Source organism: Halomonas shantousis, assembly GCF_054654615.1.
The window spans coordinates 3,161,047-3,180,623 of record NZ_BAAIER010000002.1 but is presented as its reverse complement, the minus strand read 5'-3'; the positions used below and the strand labels follow the sequence as shown (position 1 = coordinate 3,180,623).

Annotated in this window: 17 protein-coding genes and 3 tRNA genes; 15 read left to right on the top strand and 5 right to left on the bottom strand. The window is 61.8% G+C overall.

The features are described 5' to 3' along the window. The first annotated feature begins 61 nt into the window (after nt 1–61). The 3 genes from ACYQ12_RS15085 to radD all read left to right on the top strand — a co-directional run bounded on the left by ACYQ12_RS15085 (nt 62) and on the right by radD (nt 6,200). Nucleotides 62–1,425, top strand: a protein-coding gene (locus ACYQ12_RS15085; protein WP_459873296.1) for an IS3 family transposase whose coding sequence is annotated in 2 segments (ribosomal slippage) — nt 62–521 and nt 521–1,425 — 1,365 coding nt in all. Because the reading frame shifts where the segments join, the coding sequence is not laid out codon by codon here. 142 nt (nt 1,426–1,567) lie between these two features. Continuing rightward, the gene (locus tag ACYQ12_RS15080; protein WP_459873294.1) at nt 1,568–4,255 is read left to right on the top strand and encodes a cation-translocating P-type ATPase; all 2,688 of its coding nucleotides are present in this window, start codon (nt 1,568–1,570) and stop codon (nt 4,253–4,255) included. Nucleotides 4,256–4,373: 118 nt separating this feature from the next. Further along, a complete protein-coding gene (gene radD, locus ACYQ12_RS15075; RefSeq protein WP_459873292.1) occupies nt 4,374–6,200 on the top strand; it encodes a DNA repair helicase RadD in 1,827 nt (608 codons plus the stop codon). Between the two features lie 20 nt (nt 6,201–6,220). Here radD and ACYQ12_RS15070 read toward each other — a convergent pair whose 3' ends face one another. From ACYQ12_RS15070 to ACYQ12_RS15060, 3 genes are all read right to left on the bottom strand, one after another. After that, nucleotides 6,221–7,144, bottom strand: coding sequence for a DMT family transporter (locus ACYQ12_RS15070; protein WP_459873290.1), 924 nt, complete (start codon nt 7,142–7,144; stop codon nt 6,221–6,223). 98 nt (nt 7,145–7,242) lie between these two features. Further along, the gene (locus ACYQ12_RS15065) at nt 7,243–7,971 is read right to left on the bottom strand and encodes an AraC family transcriptional regulator (RefSeq protein ID WP_459873288.1); all 729 of its coding nucleotides are present in this window, start codon (nt 7,969–7,971) and stop codon (nt 7,243–7,245) included. 134 nt (nt 7,972–8,105) lie between these two features. After that, complete coding sequence (locus ACYQ12_RS15060; RefSeq protein ID WP_459873286.1) at nt 8,106–8,306, bottom strand: hypothetical protein; 201 nt, start codon at nt 8,304–8,306, stop codon at nt 8,106–8,108. 340 nt (nt 8,307–8,646) lie between these two features. Here ACYQ12_RS15060 and ACYQ12_RS15055 point away from each other — a divergent pair, with 340 nt between their 5' ends. The 7 genes from ACYQ12_RS15055 to nadA all read left to right on the top strand — a co-directional run bounded on the left by ACYQ12_RS15055 (nt 8,647) and on the right by nadA (nt 12,955). Next, nucleotides 8,647–9,594, top strand: a complete 948-nt coding sequence (locus ACYQ12_RS15055) for a segregation and condensation protein A (protein WP_459873284.1) — start codon at nt 8,647–8,649, stop codon at nt 9,592–9,594. Next, nucleotides 9,591–10,433 (top strand): SMC-Scp complex subunit ScpB, encoded by an 843-nt coding sequence (scpB, locus tag ACYQ12_RS15050; protein WP_459873281.1) that lies wholly within the window; start codon nt 9,591–9,593, stop codon nt 10,431–10,433. Before ACYQ12_RS15055 ends, scpB begins: the two co-directional genes overlap by 4 nt. Beyond that, entirely contained in the window at nt 10,430–11,290 is an 861-nt protein-coding gene (gene rluB, locus ACYQ12_RS15045) for a 23S rRNA pseudouridine(2605) synthase RluB (RefSeq protein WP_459873279.1), read from the top strand. Before scpB ends, rluB begins: the two co-directional genes overlap by 4 nt. Before the next feature lie 101 nt (nt 11,291–11,391). After that, nucleotides 11,392–11,467: transfer RNA gene (locus ACYQ12_RS15040), tRNA-Lys, on the top strand. A 48-nt stretch (nt 11,468–11,515) separates the two neighbouring features. Beyond that, nucleotides 11,516–11,591: transfer RNA gene (locus ACYQ12_RS15035), tRNA-Lys, on the top strand. Nucleotides 11,592–11,637: 46 nt separating this feature from the next. Next, nucleotides 11,638–11,713: transfer RNA gene (locus ACYQ12_RS15030), tRNA-Lys, on the top strand. 213 nt (nt 11,714–11,926) lie between these two features. Continuing rightward, nucleotides 11,927–12,955, top strand: coding sequence for a quinolinate synthase NadA (gene nadA / locus ACYQ12_RS15025; protein ID WP_459873277.1), 1,029 nt, complete (start codon nt 11,927–11,929; stop codon nt 12,953–12,955). A 124-nt stretch (nt 12,956–13,079) separates the two neighbouring features. On the opposite strand, the gene ACYQ12_RS15020 is transcribed toward nadA, so the two are convergent. Continuing rightward, the gene (locus ACYQ12_RS15020) at nt 13,080–14,525 is read right to left on the bottom strand and encodes a M48 family metalloprotease (RefSeq protein ID WP_459873274.1); all 1,446 of its coding nucleotides are present in this window, start codon (nt 14,523–14,525) and stop codon (nt 13,080–13,082) included. 133 nt (nt 14,526–14,658) lie between these two features. Between ACYQ12_RS15020 and ACYQ12_RS15015 the strand changes: the two genes are divergently transcribed. Both ACYQ12_RS15015 and ACYQ12_RS15010 read left to right on the top strand, forming a co-directional pair. Next, nucleotides 14,659–14,910 (top strand): sulfurtransferase TusA family protein, encoded by a 252-nt coding sequence (locus ACYQ12_RS15015; protein ID WP_459873272.1) that lies wholly within the window; start codon nt 14,659–14,661, stop codon nt 14,908–14,910. Beyond that, the gene (locus tag ACYQ12_RS15010; RefSeq protein ID WP_459873270.1) at nt 14,907–15,998 is read left to right on the top strand and encodes an AI-2E family transporter; all 1,092 of its coding nucleotides are present in this window, start codon (nt 14,907–14,909) and stop codon (nt 15,996–15,998) included. The genes ACYQ12_RS15015 and ACYQ12_RS15010 overlap by 4 nt, the downstream gene beginning before the upstream one ends. Before the next feature lies 1 nt (nt 15,999). Here the strand turns inward: ACYQ12_RS15010 and ACYQ12_RS15005 are convergent, their stop codons facing one another. After that, nucleotides 16,000–16,485, bottom strand: a complete 486-nt coding sequence (locus ACYQ12_RS15005; protein WP_459873268.1) for a peroxiredoxin — start codon at nt 16,483–16,485, stop codon at nt 16,000–16,002. A gap of 346 nt (nt 16,486–16,831) precedes the next feature. On the opposite strand from ACYQ12_RS15005, the gene dapA reads away from it, so the two are divergent. Genes dapA through ACYQ12_RS14990 form a run of 3 tightly spaced genes read left to right on the top strand, consistent with a single transcriptional unit; the run spans nt 16,832 to nt 19,524 of the window. Then, the gene (dapA, locus tag ACYQ12_RS15000; RefSeq protein WP_459873266.1) at nt 16,832–17,716 is read left to right on the top strand and encodes a 4-hydroxy-tetrahydrodipicolinate synthase; all 885 of its coding nucleotides are present in this window, start codon (nt 16,832–16,834) and stop codon (nt 17,714–17,716) included. Between the two features lie 55 nt (nt 17,717–17,771). Beyond that, the gene (bamC, locus tag ACYQ12_RS14995) at nt 17,772–18,728 is read left to right on the top strand and encodes an NlpB/DapX family lipoprotein (protein WP_459873264.1); all 957 of its coding nucleotides are present in this window, start codon (nt 17,772–17,774) and stop codon (nt 18,726–18,728) included. 7 nt (nt 18,729–18,735) lie between these two features. After that, the gene (locus ACYQ12_RS14990) at nt 18,736–19,524 is read left to right on the top strand and encodes an MBL fold metallo-hydrolase (protein WP_459873262.1); all 789 of its coding nucleotides are present in this window, start codon (nt 18,736–18,738) and stop codon (nt 19,522–19,524) included. The last annotated feature ends 53 nt before the right edge of the window (nt 19,525–19,577 follow it).

The following is a 19,577-nucleotide window of genomic DNA, read 5'->3' as shown; positions in this document are numbered from 1 at the left end:
GCAGCCGGTCTGAACTGCACCCCGAAAGTTGGACAGCCAAGCCAACCTTCGGGGTGTTTTTATGAAGAAGCAGTACGACGAAAGGTTCAAGCTGCGGGTGGTGCAGCAGTGTTTACGTGAGGACACCAGCCTAAGGGAGTTGGCTCGCCAGCATGGCCTGGACGAGTCGAGCCTACGGCAATGGCGGGACAACTACCGGCAGCATGGCGCGCTGGGCCTGCGCAGGAAGTACCGTCACCGCCGCAGTGCGGCATTCAAGCTGGCGGTACTTGAGAGGATGTGGCGGGATGGCTTGTCACGGCGCCAGGCTGCTGTCCTGTTCGATATCCGTGAGTGTGGTGCTATTGGCAGATGGGAACAGCAGTATCATAGTGGAGGATTGAGCGCGCTGGCGCCGAAGCGAAAGGGACGACGCCCGATGGCCAAGAAGCCTTCTTCATCGCCACCCCCGCCTGATCGCGAACGCTCCCACGAGGAGTTGCTCGAGGAACTGGCGTACCTGCGGGCGGAGAACGCCTACCTAAAAAAGCTCGATGCCTTGACCCGCGAGAAGCGGGCGGCGATGCGGGGCAAAAAGCCCAAGCCGTCCAAGGGTTAAGGAATGAGCATCCGCTGGTTCTGCTGCTACGTGCGGCAGAGCTGCCGCGCAGTACCTTTTACTCCCGGATCAAGGGGCAGGACGCTGCCGATCGGTACGCCTCCCTGAAGGCGCGTATCCAGGCAACCTATGAACGTCACCAAGGGCGCTATGGCTATCGTCGTATCACTGCTGTCCTCCGCCAGGCAGGCGAGACGATCAATCATAAGACTGTCCAGCGCTTGATGCAGCAACTGGGCTTGAAATCTCTGGTTCGGCCAAAGCGGTATCGCGCTTACCGAGGATCGGTAGGGCGTGTAGCTCCCAATGTACTCGACCGCCAGTTTCAGGCCCCCGGTCCCAACCAGAAGTGGGTCACTGATATCACGGAGTTCAACATCGACGGGCAGAAGCTGTATCTCTCCCCCATCATGGATCTCTACAACGGCGAAATCGTGGCCTATCAGACCGGTAGGCGTCCCGACCTCTCACTGGTGAAGCGCATGCTGCATCAGGCGTTTGGCCGCTTGAAGAACTCGGACCGGCCACTGCTGCACTCCGATCAGGGGTGGCATTACCAGCATCCCGCCTATCGTGCCCTGGTGGCAGGGCAGGCGCTGACGCAAAGCATGTCACGCAAGGGCAACTGCCTGGACAATGCCGCGATGGAGAGTTTCTTTGGCACCCTGAAAGCCGAGTACTTCCATCTGAGCCGGTTCGACACTGTCGAGCAGTTGCAGCAGGGCCTCGACCGGTACATCCATTATTACAACCACGAGCGAATCAAGATGAAACTAAAAGGCCTGAGCCCCGTGCAATACAGGACTCAGGCCTTGAGCGCCGACTGAATGAACCGTCCAACTATTGGGGGTCACTTCACCCTCGCGGTTTTTTTCGTCTTCCCCTAAGAGCCGCACAGCCTTGCTATGCTGGGTTCACGATGGAGGCTTGCATCCAGCTCCGGTATGGCAAGCATGACGGGAGGTGTGCGTGACGGATCAGGGACGAGACGGGCAAGCCGATATGGCGTTTCACGCCGAGTCGGCGCAGGCAGTCGTCGAGCATTTCGACAGCGATACCGATAACGGCCTGAGCAGCGAGGAGGCGAAGCGACGTCTCGAACGCTACGGCCCCAACGAACTGCCCGAGGACAAACGGGCCGGCCTGGTGCGCATCTTCCTGCGCCAGTTCACCGATCCGCTGATCTACATTCTGCTGATCGCCGCCGGGGTCTCCCTGGCGGCCGGCAGCGTAGCCAATGCCGTGTTCATCGGCGCCGTCCTGCTCATCAATGCCCTGGTCGGCTGTTTTCAGGAGCGCCAGGCGGAGTCCAGCGCCGAGGCGCTGCAGTCGGTGGTGCGCATGTGCCCCAAGGTGCTGCGTGACGGCGGGCAGGGCGAGATCGAGGCCTCGGCGCTGGTACCGGGGGACATCGTGCTGCTCGAATCCGGCAGTCAGGTACCGGCGGATCTGCGCCTGGTCGAAAGCTCCAGCCTGCAGGCTGATGAATCCATGCTCACCGGTGAATCCAATCCGGTCGACAAGGACGCCGAGGCGCAGCTCGACGCAGAGACGCCGCTGGCGCAGCGCCAGACCCTGCTGCATTCGGGAAGTTCGGTGATGGGCGGGCGCGCCATGGGCGTGGTCATCCGCACCGGCAAGGACACCGAGATCGGTCAGATTGCCGAGGAACTGGCAGAGGGCGAAAGCGGTACGCCGCCGCTGGTGCAAAAGCTCAAGCGCCTGACTCGCTGGATCGCAGTGTTCACGTTGCTCGTGGTGGCCGGGGTCGCGGCGGTCCAGTTCTTCCGCGGCATGGCGCTCATCGATATCTTCACCCTGGCCGTGGCGTTGTCGGTATCGGCCATTCCCGCCGGGTTGCCGGTGGCCATCACCGTGGCGCTGTCGGTGGCTTCCTCGCGCATGGCCAAGCGCAACGTGATCGTGCGCCGTCTGGCCGCCGTCGAAGGGCTGGGCTCCTGTACGCTGATCGCCAGTGACAAGACGGGGACGCTCACGGCCAACAAGTTGACCGTACAGCGGCTATGGCTGGACCCGCAGCAGCATGCCGAGATCGGCGGTGAAGCGCGTGCGCTCGAGGGCGAAGTGACGGTCGACGGAGAACGCGCGGATGACGCCATCCGGGAGCGCCTGTGCACGCTGGCCATGGCCGGTGCCCTGGCCAGCGAGGGGGAACTGGAGATTCATGACGGCGAGATCGAAAGTACCGAAGGCGACAGTACCGATCTCGCCTTTCTGGTACTCGCCGAGAAGCTGGGGATCGATCGTCAGGCGCTGGCCAATGATTATCCCGAACGGGAGCGTATTCCGTTCCAGTCGTCCAAGTTCTTCAGCGCCGTGTTCAACACCTCGCAGGATCGGTTGGTGGCGCATGCCAAGGGCGCGCCCGAAGCGATCATGGACATGTGCAGCCTCGATGACGACACGCGACGTGCCATCGAGGAGCAGCAGAAGGCGTGGGCCGACGAAGGCTTTCGCATGCTGGCGGTTGCCGGCGGCCAGGTGGACGGGACCGATGAAAGCGACCTGCGTGGCCTGGAGTTCCTGGGCCTGGCGGCGATGATCGACCCGGTACGCGACGAGGTGCCCGAGTCCATCGAGCAGTGCTACGGCGCCGGTGTCGGCGTGCGCATGGTCACCGGCGACCATCCGGATACGGCGTTTGCCATCGGTCATGGCCTCAAGCTGGCGGAGGATCGCGATCAGGTGATCACCGGCAAGGCGCTGTCCGAGGCGGGCGACACGGCCGATGAGTGCATCGGCCGCGCACGGGTCTTCGCCCGGGTCGAGCCGTTGCAGAAGACCGAGATCGTCGAATCGCTGCAGCGCGCCGGGCACTTCGTCGCGGTGACCGGCGATGGGGTCAACGATGCCCCGGCGCTGGATCGCGCCAACATCGGCATCGCCATGGGTGCCAGCGGTACGGATGTGGCCCGCAGCAGCGGCGATCTGATTCTTGCCGATGACAATTTTGCCTCGATCGTACCCGGCATCGAGTGGGGGCGCACCGCCTATGACAACGTACGCAAGGTGGTATGGCTGCTGCTGGCGACCGGTGCCGCCGAGGTGCTGTTGTTCCTGCTGGCGCTGGGGTTCGGTATGCCGATTCCGCTGACCGCGGTGCAGCTGTTGTGGTTGAACATGGTCACCAACGGCATACAGGACGTCGCCCTGGGCTTCGAAAAGACCGAGCCGGGCGTGCTGAAACGACCGCCGCGTTCGCCCGACGAGCCGATCTTCAACCGGCGCATGGTCGAGAACGTGCTGGTGTCGGGGCTCTATATCGGTCTGGTGGCGTTCGGCGTCTATTTCTATCTGTATTCGGTGATGGGCATGGACGAGGGTCAGGCCCGCAATATCACACTGCTGCTGATGGTGCTGTTCGAGAACATTCATCTGCTGAGCTGTCGCTCCGAGAATCGCTCGCTGTTCGCGGTACCGCTGCGCAGCAACCCGTTGCTGCTGGTTTCGATTCTCGCCGCCCACGGCCTCCATATCGCTGCGATGTATATTCCCGGGCTCAGCGACGTGCTCGGCATCGCACCGGTATCCCTGCAGACCTGGGTCGTCCTGCTGGGCATTGCCGCCACGTTGCTGGTGGTCGATGAAAGCGCCAAGTGGCTACGGACACGAACCGCCAGGACAAGGGAGGAATAAGCCAACGGGAGACACGGCGGCGCTTGGTCGAGTGCATTGCTTACCAGGACATTGAAACCGGCTCGCATCGCCGCCGTGTCTTGGGTCGCGGCGTCGGAGCGCGTAGAATGGACCTTTCATGTCGATAACCTCTTTCATGTCCGCCACGCCTCCCGCACTACGTCCCTATCAGCAGCAAGCCGTCACGCGCGTCGTCGAGCATTTTCGCGGTTCCGACGAGCCGGCCGTGGTGGTACTGCCCACCGGCAGCGGGAAATCGCTGGTCATCGCCGAGCTGGCGCGCCTTGCCCGTGGTCGGGTGCTGGTGCTCGCTCACGTGCGCGAGCTGGTCGAGCAGAACCATGCCAAGTACCAGGCCTACGGTCTCGAGGCGGATATCTTCAGTGCCGGGCTCGGGCGCAAGGAGACGGAGCGTCAGGTGGTGTTCGGCTCGGTGCAGTCGGTGGTGCGCAATCTCGCGGCGTTCGAGCCGACCCGGAGCGACGGGGACACCTTCACCCTGCTGGTAATCGATGAATGCCACCGCGTCTCGCTGGATGACGATTCCGGCTATCGTCAGGTGATCGCGCATCTGCAGCATATCAATCCGCGCCTCAAGGTGCTGGGCCTCACCGCCACGCCGTTCCGGCTCGGACAGGGGTTCATCTACCATCGTCATTATCACGGCATGGTGCGCGGCGAGGCCGGCTGCTTCTTCCGGGATTGCGTGTTCGAACAGCCGCTGCGTCTGATGGTCAAGCAGGGCTATCTGGCGCCACCGGTACGCATGGATGCCGCCCTTTTTGTTGATGGGAAAGAGGCACGCTACGACTTCTCGCAGCTCTCGCCTACCTCGCGTGGGCTGTTCGCCGAGGAGGAGCTGAACCGTGTGGTACGTGGCAATCGCGCCACGCCGATGATCATTGGCGAGATCGTCGCGCGGGCCGCCGAGCGCCGCGGTGTGATGATCTTCGCCGCCACGGTGGCCCACGCAGAGGAGATCATGGGCTATCTGCCTGCGGCAGAGGCGGCGCTGATCACCGGCGCGACGAAATCCGCCGAGCGTGAGCGTTTGATCGCGGCGTTCAAGGCGCAGGAGCTCAAGTACCTGGTCAATGTCGCCGTGCTTACTACCGGCTTCGACGCCCCGCATGTCGATCTGATCGCCATTCTGCGCCCCACCGAGTCGGTGGGGCTTTATCAGCAGATCGTCGGCCGCGGTCTGCGCCTGGCGCCGGGCAAGCAGGATTGCCTGATTCTCGATTACGCTGGAAATCCCTGGGACTTGTACGCGCCGGAGGTGGGCACGCCCAAGCCGGCATCGGACGCCGAGCCGGTGCAGGTGGAGTGTCCCGACTGCGGCCACGCCAATCTGTTCTGGGGCAAACGCGACGGCGAGCTGGTCATCGAACACTACGGCCGACGTTGTCAGGGGCTGGTGGAGGATGAGTCCGGCCGCTCCCGGCAATGCGACTTCCGCTTCCGCTTCAAGACCTGCGAAGCGTGCGGTGCTGAGAACGATATCGCGGCACGGACCTGTCACGGTTGCGGCGAGCGGCTGGTCGACCCCGACGACAAGCTGAAGGATGCTCTGCGCCTCAAGGACGCCAAGGTGCTGCGAGTCAGCGGCATGCAGCTGACGGCCAGTGTCAATGGCCGGGGCTTGCCACGCCTCAAGGTGACCTACCACGATGAAGACGGTGCCACGCTCGACGAGTGGTTCGCCCTGGAAACCCCGGCCCAGCGCGGTGCCTTTGCGGCGGTGTTCCTGCGCCGGCATCTGCGCGCGCCGGGCCCATCCTGGCAGCCGGCGAGTCCCGGGGAGGTGATCGAGGCGCAGCAGAGACTGCGGGCACCGGATTTCGTCATCGGCCGTAAGGTGGGGCGCTACTGGCAGATCCGCGAGAAACTCTTCGATTACGTGGGGCGCTACCGCAAGGCGGACAGTGCCGAGTCGGAGCCCTGATCCGATCCTGACAAGGAACCTTAATACGCTTTCCTTTTTGCTGATTGTTCAGACCTGGAGATTAAATAGATTCCTGTTCCTATCAAGCCTCCTCCTAATAGTTCATGTGCTTGTATGACGTTGCCAGTGATGAAAAAGGAAATCAGAGCTGCAAATAAAGGGCATAAAAAAAGAAAGCCGCTGGTATGAACGGCTCCACCTATTTTAAGTGCCGCAAACCATGTGCCCATGGCGCCGGTCGAAGCGGGAATGGCTAACCATAAAAAAGCCAACCAATGATATGGTGTGCTGGGTAATGCTAGAGGTGTTCCTTCCACAAAGGCTATTGCACATAGCAAGACTGATCCGATCAGCATTTGCCAGAAAGTGATGATCCATGGAGATACACTGAGTGCTGATTTCTTGTTGAAAAGCGTGGATAGGGCCCAGCAGGTCGAGGCTAGCATGACATATATTTCTCCAATGCCGATGCCGTTGCGCCCCAGCTGGCCACCTCCAATACAAGTGACGACGCCGACAAATGCCAACAGAATACCGCCAATACCTCGACGAGATACCTGCTCCCCCAATACCACGCCCGCCAAGGCGGCTACGAGTAAAGGATTGCTTGCCATCAGGATCGCAGCGGTGGACGAGGTGGTATAAAGCAGTCCAATGTTGAGGAAGGCCATGACGCCTGTGGTTTGTAATAAACCTAATATACAAAGCCTTCCCCAAGGGAGGCTGCGTAAGGATGCATTGGATCGAAAATGATGTGTCATGGCAACAGGAAGTAAAGATAATGCCGCAACAAAAAACCTCAGTGCTGCAACCCAGAGTGGTGGCATGTCAAGTAAGGAGATTTTTGCAGCGACAAAGGATGAACCTTGGAGGAAGGTCGATAATAAAACGATAGGGTAATAGGTGTGCTGGCTCGGCGAAGCTTTGTTAAGGGCTCTGGTCATAAGTGAACTTCCATCAAGGGGCGCTATCTGCATTCTATGGAAGTTCGATTTTGGGAGTGCATGTCAGAATGACATATATCCCTTAGGAGAGGACATTCCTAGTCGGCTTTGGCTTCTTTGATATATTGTCTGGGGGTGCGTCCCGTGATGCGTTTGAACATGACCGTAAAAGCGCTGGGTGTATTATATCCCAAGGATTGGGAGACATCCGTCACGGACTCACCCTGTAACAGACGTGGCAGGGCATTCATGATTCTCAACTGCTGGCGCCAATAAATGAAAGTCGTTCCAAATTCATTGGTAAATAGTCGAGTCAATGTACGCTTGGTTGCGCCGACTTCACGCCCCCAGTCTTCCAGTTGGCGGTTATCCGAAGGTTTTTCAATTAAGCTGTTGCATATTTTTTGTATTCTCCTATCGGCTGCAATGGAAATGTGCAAAGAGGTATCTCTTGTCCATTTTATTTCTTCAACGATTAGTCGTATCACACGACTTTCATAGCTGTCATCTTCATATTCGATAGGGAAGGTTGAGGCGCGTATCAATAGCTCTCTCAAGAGTGGGCTGATGATAATGCCTAAAGGTGAACTGGGGAATGTGTGTCCTTTATCACTTACGTCCAAGTATAGTGTGCGTAGAGAGACAGGGGTGCGGGCGTGCATGGAGTGCCCTGTACCAGGAGGTAGCCATACACCACGCATTGGGGGAATAATCCAAAGCTCCGAGTCCGTACGCAGTTCCATAAGCCCTGAGCAAGCATATACGAGCTGACCTCGTTCGTGTCGATGCGTAGGGATCGTGGTGCCTAGAGAATATTCTTTAGCCATGACCGCGCCCAAGCACTTGGTCCGCTGGTAGTCTTCTCGGTTGGTGCTCTTGATTCGTGAGATATCGCCTTGGGTTGTCATGACAAATTGTCAATTAGATTCTTTGTGTATGTACCATGATGTTTCGTCAATGTTCATGGTATGGATCTTTTTGCATAATCTCCGCTATTTTTTGCATAGTAAGTGATAATAATATCCGCTCCTGCTCGTTTGAATGCAAACAGAGATTCTCCGATCGCAGACTCTTCATCCAGCGCTCCCGCCAGTGCGGCATACTTGATGGCTGCGTGTTTCCCGCTCACTTGATAGGCCGCCAATGGCAAGTTGGCAGGCATGTAGAGCTGACCCATATGTCCACAAGTCGTGTTGCTCTCCAATCTATTGTCATGCCGAGCGGGACTTGGTTGGGCCTGATTATCTTAAATTGAGTTTGCTTTAGGCTTTTGTGAGCGAGGGACAATAACTATCGCGTAAAGGAAAATTTCCCGTTGTGCAATTGCCCTGTCTCGGCAAGCTGCTGACGAGGCCGGCCCGTAAGCACGTCTTTACCGGCTGCCAGCGGCATGCATGGCGCTGGCGTTTTCGACCGCCGGTGCATTCAGTCCCCGCTCCGAGCTTGGTAGACTGCGCGTTTGGTTGCTCTGCGTGGAATCGCCATGTGCTGCAGGTCATTCGATGAGTGAGACGTCCACCGGCGTCACGTCGCCCGAACGGGTCGCCGCGCTGTCCACGGCGACGGTGCTGGCGCGCCTGCACGATCAGCCGATCACCGAGTTTCCGGAGGATCTCTACATCCCGCCGGAGGCGTTGCGCGTCTTTCTCGAGACATTCGAGGGGCCGCTCGACCTGCTGCTCTATCTGATCCGGCGTCAGAATCTCGACATTCTGGCCATCGACGTGGCGCTCATCACTCATCAGTACATCGAGTACATCGAGCTGATGAAGGCCTTGGAGATCGATCTGGCCGGCGAATATCTGCTGATGGCGGCGATGCTTGCCGAGATCAAGTCGCGTTCGTTGCTGCCACGCCCGCCCAAGGGCGACCCCGAGGACGACGAGACGGATCCGCGCGCCGAGCTGATCCGCCGGTTGCAGGAGTATGAGCAACTGAAGCTGGCCGCCGAAGGGCTCGACGAGCTGCCGCGCCTTGGGCGTGATTGGTTCCCGGCCCAGGCCGGGCTGCCCCGGCTCGAGCCGCGGGTGGTGCATCCCGAAGTCGAACTCGACGAGCTGCTGAGGGCGATTTCGGGTATCCTGCGCCGCGCCGAGCTGACCCAGGCGCACCAGATCAGCCGCGAGGTGCTGTCGACCCGCGAGCGCATGCTGAAGATCATGGAGCGCCTGAACGCCGAGCACTATACCCCCTTCGAGACCCTGTTTACCTTCGAAGAGGGGCGCGCCGGGGTGATCGTCACCTTCATGGCGATTCTCGAGCTGGCCAAGGAGGCGATGATCGAAATCGTGCAGAACGCGCCGTTCTCGTCGATCCACGTGCGTGCACGCACGGCGGTGGCAGGCGAGGAGAGCGTGGCAGAGGAACAGACGGACAGCGCGGGAGAAAGCGCCTTTGCCGAGGCGGAGGATGACCGGATGGCGTCGATGCAGGACAGAAAACTGTGGTGAGTGAGCGCGACGCAGGCCTGGACGAGATTCTCGAAGCGGCACTGCTGGCGGCGGGTGAGCCGGTGTCGCTGGAGCGGCTGGAGACGCTGTTCGACGAGGGCCGATGCCCGCCTCGGCGTGAGCTGCGCGAGGCGCTGGAAGCACTCGAGGCGAGGCTGAGCAATAGCGCTCTGGAGCTGATCGAGTCCGCATCGGGTTATCAGCTGCGCATTCGTCAGCGGCTGTCGCCCTGGGTCTCGCGGCTGTGGGATGAGCGGCCGCAGCGCTACTCGCGGGCCCTGCTCGAGACGCTGGCGCTGATTGCCTACCGCCAGCCGGTGACCCGTGGAGACATAGAGGAAGTACGCGGCGTCGCGGTGAGCAGCTCGATCATGCGCACTCTCGGCGAGCGTGGCTGGATCCGCGTGGTCGGCCACCGCGACGTGCCCGGCCGACCGGCGGTCTACGCCACCACTCGCCAGTTTCTCGACGATTTCGGACTGAAGACACTCGATGCTCTGCCGCCGATGCATGAACTTAACGCCTTCGAAGCACTCGAAGCCCAGTTCGACGAGAGCCTGCCTGAGCCTGCGCGTACCTTGCGGGACCAGTCGGCTGAAAGCGATACGGAAAGCGGCGCCGATACGGGGCCGACAAGCGACACGACGGCCGGGATGGCCGACGTGGATTCACACGCCGGGACGGCGTCCGAGCGGTCGGGACTGAGCTTCGCCGATCTTGAAGCCCGCCTGGCCGAACGTGCCCGCCAGCAGACCGTTCGTCACGAGGATATCGTCTCGACGGACGACGAAGCGGCGGATACGGCACACCCATCTGACGAGAATACGTCTGAGTCATGAACACGAACACCGAAAAACTGCAGAAGGTCCTGGCCCGGGCCGGACTCGGGTCGCGCCGCGAAATGGAGACCGCCATCAGCGCCGGGCGCATCAAGGTCAACGGCAAGGTGGCGAGCCTGGGAGATCGTATCGAGATGCGCGATCGGGTCACCTTCGACGATCGACCGATCAATCTACGCTCCAGCGAAGAGACGCCGCGCCGGGTCATCATGTACAACAAGCCCGAGGGTGAGCTGTGCACGCGCAAGGACCCCGAGGGCCGGCGTACCGTCTTCGAACGCCTGCCGCGCCTGAAGGGTGAGCGCTGGATCGCCATCGGCCGCCTGGACATCAATACCAGCGGTTTGCTGCTGTTTACCACCGATGGCGAGCTGGCCAATCGCCTGATGCATCCTTCGACCCAGGTCGAGCGCGAGTACGCGGTACGCGTGATGGGCGAGGTGCGCCGCGAGCATGTCGTCAACATGGTCGAGGGCGTGATGCTCGATGATGGCCCGGCACGCTTCACCGATGTGCAGGAGTTCGGCGGCGAGGGCGTCAATACCTGGTTTCACGTAGTGATCATGGAAGGGCGCAACCGCGAAGTGCGTCGCCTCTGGGAGTCGCAGGGGCTGACAGTGAGCCGCCTCAAGCGCGTGCGCTACGGCAACATCTTCATCGACAAGCGGGCCAAGGCCGGCGAATGGGTCGAGCTCACCCAGGATGAGATCGATGAGCTGGCTTCCCTGGCCGGGCTGGAGAAGCGCAAGGTGCCGGACCTGACGCCCGACGAGAAGAATCGCTGGAGTCGCGACAAGCATAAGCGTCGCCCTGTCACCGCGCTGAAAAAGCCGCGCACGCCGCGACGTGAACGCTGAGCGCCGGGCGTATCGCAAGGCGCAGCGGCTTCGAACGCTGCGTCGTTGAAAAAAGACTTGTCAGTTCCGAACGTTATCAGTAATATTTGCGCCCTGTCGGGGGGTCGTTAGCTCAGTTGGTAGAGCAGTTGGCTTTTAACCAATTGGTCGTAGGTTCGAATCCTACACGACCCACCATCCTCTCGCGGTACGGCCGTGATGAGACGTGGGAAAACCGACGGCGGCGGGTCGTTAGCTCAGTTGGTAGAGCAGTTGGCTTTTAACCAATTGGTCGTAGGTTCGAATCCTACACGACCCACCATCACCGCCGCGCTTACTGCATGACGAATTGCCGCAAGGCAAGTTGCGGGTCGTTAGCTCAGTTGGTAGAGCAGTTGGCTTTTAACCAATTGGTCGTAGGTTCGAATCCTACACGACCCACCAGATACCGCCCTCGCATCTTCGGATGCGAGGGCGTTTTCGTTTGGGCGCGCCAATATGTTCTCCCGGGGATCGGGCCTTGTCGGCGGGGGAAGGCTGGGCATCGTTGACCGGGCGCAGTAACATGGTCATCGGAGCGTCTCACCTCGAAATGATCGAGGGCGGGCGTACCTGAAAACGCAGGGGGAGCCCCTGCCAGTCACAGTGGTAGACACGATGACGACCATGACATCCCAAGCCCTGGTGCAGGAGCACCTGGCGCGCGCCTACTGCCCGGCGCGCATTCCCGCCGAGGACGAGGCGCGTATCGACGAGATCAAGCGGCTGCTCGCCGAGCGTAACGCCGTGCTCGTCGCCCATTACTATACCGACGATGCCATCCAGCAACTGGCCGAGGAGACCGGCGGTTGCGTGGCGGACTCTCTCGAAATGGCCCGCTTCGGGGCACGCCATCCGGCATCCACGCTGGTGGTGGCCGGGGTGCGCTTCATGGGCGAGACGGCCAAGATCCTCTCCCCGGAGAAGCGCGTGCTGATGCCGACGCTGGAAGCGACCTGTTCGCTCGACGTGGGCTGTCCGGCCGACGCGTTCAGCGCCTTCTGCGATCAGCATCCCGAGCGTACCGTGGTGGTCTACGCCAACACCTCGGCGGCGGTGAAGGCGCGTGCCGACTGGGTGGTGACGTCCTCCATCGCCGTGGACGTGATCGAACATCTGCAGGCGCGCGGCGAGAAGATCCTGTGGGCACCGGACAAGCATCTGGGCGGCTATATCCAGCAGAAGACCGGCGCCGACATGCTGTTGTGGGACGGCGCCTGTATCGTGCACGAGGAGTTCAAGGCCAAGGGGATCCTGGACCTCAGGAAGCTGCATCCCGATGCTGCAGTGCTGGTGCACCCCGAATCCCCACGCAGCGTGGTGGAACTCGCCGATGTGGCCGGCTCCACCTCACAACTGATCAAGGCGGCCCGCGAGTTGCCCCAGCGGAAGCTGATCGTCGCCACCGACCGCGGCATCTTCTTCAAGATGCAGCAGGCGGTGCCGGAAAAGCTGCTGTTCGAGGCGCCCACGGCCGGGAACGGCGCCACTTGCAGGAGCTGTGCACACTGTCCGTGGATGGCGATGAACGCGCTGGACAATCTGGCGGGCGCGCTACGCGAGGGCGAAGGCGAGATCTTCGTCGACGATGCGCTGCGACTGCGGGCGCTCAAGCCGCTCGAGCGCATGCTGAACTTCGGCAAGTAGCACAAGGTCTGTCGGGCATCGATAGTCTGTCCCGAGCATGCAGCGCTGCATGCTCGGGATGCTCAGCGTGACGCTACCGCCAGCCTTCGTCTTGCGCCCGTTGTCGAATACCGGCATGGGGGCGTCAGAACTGCTGCAGGGCCTTGCGGTAGTCGATGAAATCTTCGCGGCGGTTCTGGATGCGGCTGGCCATGGCGAAATCCCCTTCCTGCTTGGCGACCTTCTCGGCGACCTCCAACTGGCGGATGGCCTGATCGATGCGTCCGGTGAGCTGGAGCTGCTCGGCGCGGGCGAGCTGCCCCCAGGCTTCATGGCCGCTGCGGCCGGCTGCTTCGGCGAGTAGCGCGAATACCTGAGGATCCTCCCGGTACTGTTCGCTCATCTCGCGCAGCACATTGAAGGCTCTTGAAGCGTCGATCTGCAGCAGGGCCTCGGCACGCACGCGCTGGGCGGGATAGTAGTCCGGTGAAAGGCGCAGTATCCGCTCTGCGCGGGACAGGGCGTCCTGGCGGCGACCGGCGTCGTTGGCGATCTCGGCCGCGCTGGCGGGAATCATCGACAGATCGGGAAGCTCTCCGGCCAGTGTGGCGAGCTGGGACAGGGCGGTATCCGTCCGGCCCTTCTCGGCAGCGATCAGCGCCTGCAGATAGCGGATCGCCTGTTCGGGCGGGTCGTCCTGGCGCAGCTGGACCATGGCCTGCTCGGGATTGTCCTTGTTATGCTCGAGCAGCGCACGGGCGCGAATCATGGCATAGACCGGTGTGCTGTCTGCTGGATGTGCCGCCGGGCTGAGCTGGTCGGCCCGCGCCTGAGTGTCGCTGATGCGTGATTCGGTGACAGGGTGAGTAAGCAGAAACTCCGGTGGATTGCCGCCCTGCAGGCTGGACAGGCGCTGTAGGGCGCGGAACATGCGGGGCATGGCTTCGGGGTCGAAACCGGCCTTGGCCATGGCCTGCAGGCCGACTCGGTCGGCTTCCTGCTCGAAACGCCGTGAGTAGGCCAGTTGATCCTGAATGAAAGCGGCCTGGGTGCCCATCATGGCGGCCAGGCCGGCGTTACCGCCGCCACCGGCGGCGATGACCATACCGGCGAGCATGGCGGCCATGGTCGGCAGCTGCGTCTCCTCGACCCGCTCCATGCGGCGGGCGTAGTGGCGCTGGGCGAGGTGTCCCAGTTCGTGGGCGAGTACCGAGACGAAGGCGTCACGATCCGGCGCGAAGGCAAACAGGCCGGAATTGACGCCCACCACGCCGCCGGGCACGGCGAAGGCATTCAGCAGGCGGCTGTCGACCAGCGTGATGACAATGGGATCGCGAATATCGTAGTAGGGCAGCAGCCGCTGAAGAGTCGACTGGACATAGTCCCAAGTGATGGGGTCCTGCCACTCCTGGGTCTGGGCACGGAACTGACGTAGCCAGGCACGGCCCATCCGGTACTCGTCGTTGTTCGAGACGCTTGCGCTGCTGCTGCCCAGGTCGGGCAGGCCATACTCGTCGGCAGCGTGCAGGGGAGCGATGACGGCGGCGGTCAGCAGGCCGGCAGCAGCGAAGGATGTCCAGGAGCGTGGCATGATGTCCTCGTCAGCGTGGCGAACCCGGGCATCGTAGCGCGTGGAAGGCCAGGGCGACCGGGTCTTGTCTCTGACATTGAATTGACTGGCAAAGTGCCTTTAAATCGTGGCGTTTTCAACTACCGGAGTTCACATGGCGCGCCAACCTGACGAAGTGCTGGACACCTGCGGCCTGCCTTGTCCGCTCCCCCTGCTCAAGGCCAAGCAGGCGCTGGCCGGCCTGGCCGAGAATGCCCTGCTGGAAGTCCGGGCGACGGATGCCGGTTCCTGGCGCGACTTTGAATCCTTTGCAGGGCAGAGCCCGCATGCGCTGGAAGCGCGCGAGGAGCGGGACGGCATCTATTATTACTGGCTCCGCAAGGGAGCGCGAGGATCATGCGCATGACCATGAAGGCCTTGCTGGAAGGTTGGGTGAACCGTTACTTCTCCGACGAGGAGGCGGTCGTCCTGCTCGTCGTGCTGATCCTGGGGTTCGCGGCGGTGATCTGGCTGGGCAGCATGCTGGCGCCATTTTTCACGGCCCTGGTGCTGGCCTTTCTGCTGCAGGGCGTGGTGAGCTGGCTGGAACGCCTGGGACTGCCGCGTCTGCCATCGGTACTGCTGGTGTTCCTGGTCTTTCTCGGTGCGCTGCTGGCACTGGCGCTGGTGGTGATGCCGCTGGTGTGGAACCAGACGGTGGAACTGGTGCAGGAGGCGCCGCAGATGTTCGCCAGTGTTCAGCACTGGCTCGACGAGCTTCAGGCGCGCTACCCCACGTTGATCACGCCGGATCAGGTCCAGAGCTGGATCGAGACCGCCGGGCGTCAGGCGACCCAGATGACCCAGCGGGCGCTGACGCTGTCACTGGCCTCGCTGGGCACGCTGATGGATTTGATCGTCTATCTGGTGCTGGTGCCGATTCTGGTGTTCTTTCTGCTCAAGGATCGTGAGCCGCTGACGCAATTCATGCTCTCCAAGCTGCCCCGAAAGCGCAGCCTGATGACGCGCATCTGGAACGAGATGGACGATCAGATCGCCAACTACGTGCGGGGCAAGGTGATCGAGATCTTTATCGTCGGCAGTGCCGCGTTCATCACCTTCTGGTTCTTCGGTCTGCCGTACTCGGCCCTGCTGGGGCTGGTAGTGGGGCTATCGGTGCTGGTGCCGTATATCGGCGCGGCGGTGGCCACGCTGCCGGTCGCGGCGGTGGCCGGTTTCTACTTCGGCATCAGCGACCAGTTTCTCTATGTGCTGATCGCCTATGCCGTCCTGCAGGCACTGGACGGCAATGTGTTGGTGCCGATCCTGTTCTCGGAAGCCGTCAATCTGCACCCGGTATCGATCATTCTGGCGGTGCTGTTCTTTGGCGGCATCTGGGGGTTTTGGGGCGTGTTCTTCGCCATTCCGCTGGCCACGCTGCTCAAGGCACTGACCCAAGCCTGGCCGCGCAGCGTGCGCAGCCAGACCCGCCTGCCCCAGACGGCAACGGAATGATCTACCCAAGCTGTTGGCGGGCGTTCAGTTCGCGGGCAGCTTCGAACACCTCTTCGACGTGGCCGGCGACCTTGACCTTGCGCCATTCGGCGGCCAGCGTGCCGTCACTGTCGATGAGGAAGGTGCTGCGCTCGATGCCCAGATGTTCCTTGCCATACAGTTTCTTGAGCTTGATGACATCAAAGAGCCGACATAGGGTTTCGTCCTTGTCGGAAATCAGTTCGAAGTTAAAATTCTGCTTGGCCTTGAAGTTTTCATGCGCACGCAGGCCATCGCGGGATACGCCGAATATCACCGTGTTGACGGTGTCGAACGCCTCCTTGTGGTCGCGGAAGTCGCCGCCCTCGGTGGTGCAGCCGGGCGTGCTGTCCTTGGGGTAGAAATAGAGTATGACCTGCCGGCCTTGAAAGTCGGACAGCGTGACGGTGGTGTCGCTGGTCGCTTGGGCGGTGAAATCGGGAACGTTCTGACCGACGCTGACGCTCATGATGGTTTCCTTGACAGTGGACGAAAGGCCCCGATTACACGCAAGCATCGCGCGGCTGTAAAGCCGGATCGAGCGATAGCCGCACCCGGTGGGGGTGCCCTCGTAGCCTGAGGTAGCGCGTCTGCCATCATGAATGCACGCTTGAGGTGCCTCGGCACCTGTACACGCTCTGGCTGCCTGAGTACCATCTACCGTTACATCGCGGATGGCCGCTATGGTGTAGTCGTCGACATGACGCGGCATAAGCCGCTTCCGCGTCACTTGGAGTCCCGCATATCTGCGTCCTCTTGACCACACGCGTTTCAACGGCCCGATTCTGGTCCGCATTACAGGAGAGCACTGTAGGATGATCACAGGCAGTATCGTCGCGCTGGCGACTCCAATGAAAATCAGTGGCGAGATCGACTGGGAGGCGCTGCGTCGCCTGGTGAACTTCCACCTCGAGAACGGCACCGACGCCATCGTTGCGGCGGGGACCACGGGCGAGCCCACCACCATGTCCTTCGCCGAACACTTCGACGTCATCCGTACCGTCGTCGAAGAGGTGAACGGACGCATTCCCGTGATCGCCGGCACCGGGGCCAATGCCACCTCCGAGGCCGTCGAGCTGGCCCGCTATGCCAAGGAAGTGGGTGCCGACTATTGCCTGTCCGTCTGCCCCTACTACAACAAGCCGACCCAGGAAGGCCTGTTCCAGCACTTCAAGGCCGTGGCCGAGGGCGCCAACCTGCCGGTGATTCTGTACAACGTGCCGGGGCGCACCTGTTCCGATCTCTACAACGAGACCGTTTTCCGTCTGGCCGAAGTCGACAATATCGTCGGGCTCAAGGATGCCACCGGCAATCTCGAGCGTGCCGAAGATCTCATCGAACGTCTCAAGGGCAGCGACTTCGCCCTGTACTCCGGCGATGACGGCACCGCCTGCGATTTCATGCTGATGGGCGGGAATGGCGATATCTCGGTGACGGCCAACGTGGCGCCGCGCTCGATGCACGAGCTGTGTGTCGCCGCCACTGCCGGCGACTACGAAAAGGCGCACCAGATCAATGCCCGGCTGCTGCCATTGCACGCCTCGTTGGGCGTCGAGGCCAACCCCATTCCCGTCAAGTGGGCGCTGCATCGCATGGGCTATGCCGAACAGGGTATCCGCCTGCCGATGACGTGGCTGTCCGAAAAGTACCACGCCACGGTCAGCGAAGCCTTGCAACTGGCCGGCGTGATCGACGGCTGACTTCGAGGCATTTCACCCTCATGGATTGTCCCGAAAGCATAAAGAAGGTAGATGCATGACTCCCATGCTGAAATGGATGCCGCTGATCGTGGGCGTCTCTCTGGCGCTAGGCGGCTGTGGCCGTTCCGGCTACTACTACGACCGCAACTCCGAATATACCCAGGCCGAAATGGTCGAGCCGCTTCAGTTGCCTGATGTGCGGGACCCGACTCGCTACCAGGATGCCATGCCGGTACCCGAGGCAAACAGCGATTACCTGGCGGCGGAAGACTTCGATGCACCTCGCCCCGAACCGCTCGCCGCTCGCCGCGACACGAGCGAGGCGTTCGTGGAAGTGCGTGAGGCCGGCGATGATCACTGGTTGCTGGTCAATGCCGCACCGGGCAGCGTCTGGCCACGGCTGCAGCGTTTCGTCAACGACCACGGCCTGGAAGTGACAGGCCTGGATGCGGCCAACGGGCGTATCGAGACGGCCCAAGGTGCGCTCAGCGTGAGACAGGGTCTGCGCGCCGGTACCAGTGAGGTCCGCTGCCAGACCGCGACTGACGCCGCCACGCAATGCCTGAACGCTCTCAAGGGCTATCTGGCGGCCAATGATGAAGCCGAAAGTGGCGTCTCGCTGGCCGCTCAGACACTCTCCCGCAATGACCGCGTGCGGCTGGAAAATCACGATGGCCAATGGCAATTGCAGATAGCGCTGGATTTCGAGCGTGCCTGGTCGGAGCTTTACTACCAGTTGCAGAACGCATTCGACAGCGACAACCAGCGCCTGGTCGATCAGAATCGCAGCGCAGGTGAGTTTCTTGTCGAGTACGTGCCAAGGGAAGCGCGCAGCAGTGGCTTCTTCGGCTCGCTGTTTGGCGGTGGTGCCGAGCCCCGGCAGTATCGATTGCAGGTCACGGCTGCCGGCCAGAACATGACCACGGTCAGCGTGGCCGGCGCCGATGGCGACCGCGTGGCTTCTGGCGAGGCGCGGGAACTGCTCGACAGCGTCGCCTCGACCCTGCGCTGAGCGACGCATGGCACGCAACGATAGCCAAGAGGGACTGCGCTTTGCCTCGCTGGGCAGCGGCAGTAAGGGCAATGCGACGCTGGTCAGCGACGGGCAGGCGCACGTGCTGGTCGACTGCGGCTTCGGCCTGCGTGAGGCCGAACGTCGCTTGGCGCGTCTCGGCGTGCATCCCCGTCAGCTCGACGCCGTTCTGGTTACCCATGAGCATGGCGATCATATCAAGGGGGTGGGCGCCTTGGCGCGTCGGCACGATGTGCCGGTCTATCTCAGTGCCGGAACCTGGCTGTCGAGTCGCCTTGGCGAGGTGCCACGCCGTCATCTGATCACGCCGCAATCACGCTTCGCCATCAAGGGGCTGACGATCGACCCGGTCACCGTACCCCACGATGCCCGAGAACCCATTCAGTTCTGCTTCGCCGCCCATGGCCGGCGGCTCGGCGTGCTGACGGATCTGGGGCACGCCAGCGATCACGTCATCGAGGCCTATCGCGGCTGCGATGCCCTGACCCTGGAGTGCAATCATGACGTGCGCATGCTGGCCGAAGGCCGCTACCCGCCAAGTCTCAAGCGTCGCGTGGGCGGCAACTGGGGGCACCTGGCCAACGTTCAGGCCGCACAGCTGCTGACCCGGCTGGGGCTGGATCGGCTGCAGCGCATCGTCTGTTCGCACCTCTCGGAGCAGAACAATCGCCCCGAGCTGGTGCTGGAAGCCCTCGTGCCCCTGCTCGACGGCGACGAGGCACGGTTGGTGGTGGCCGCACAGGATGCGGGCGCGGACTGGCAGCTGATCGCCTAGCCTTGGTAGGCCGACGTACTAGCTGTATCAAGTATCAAATTCAGAGACATCCT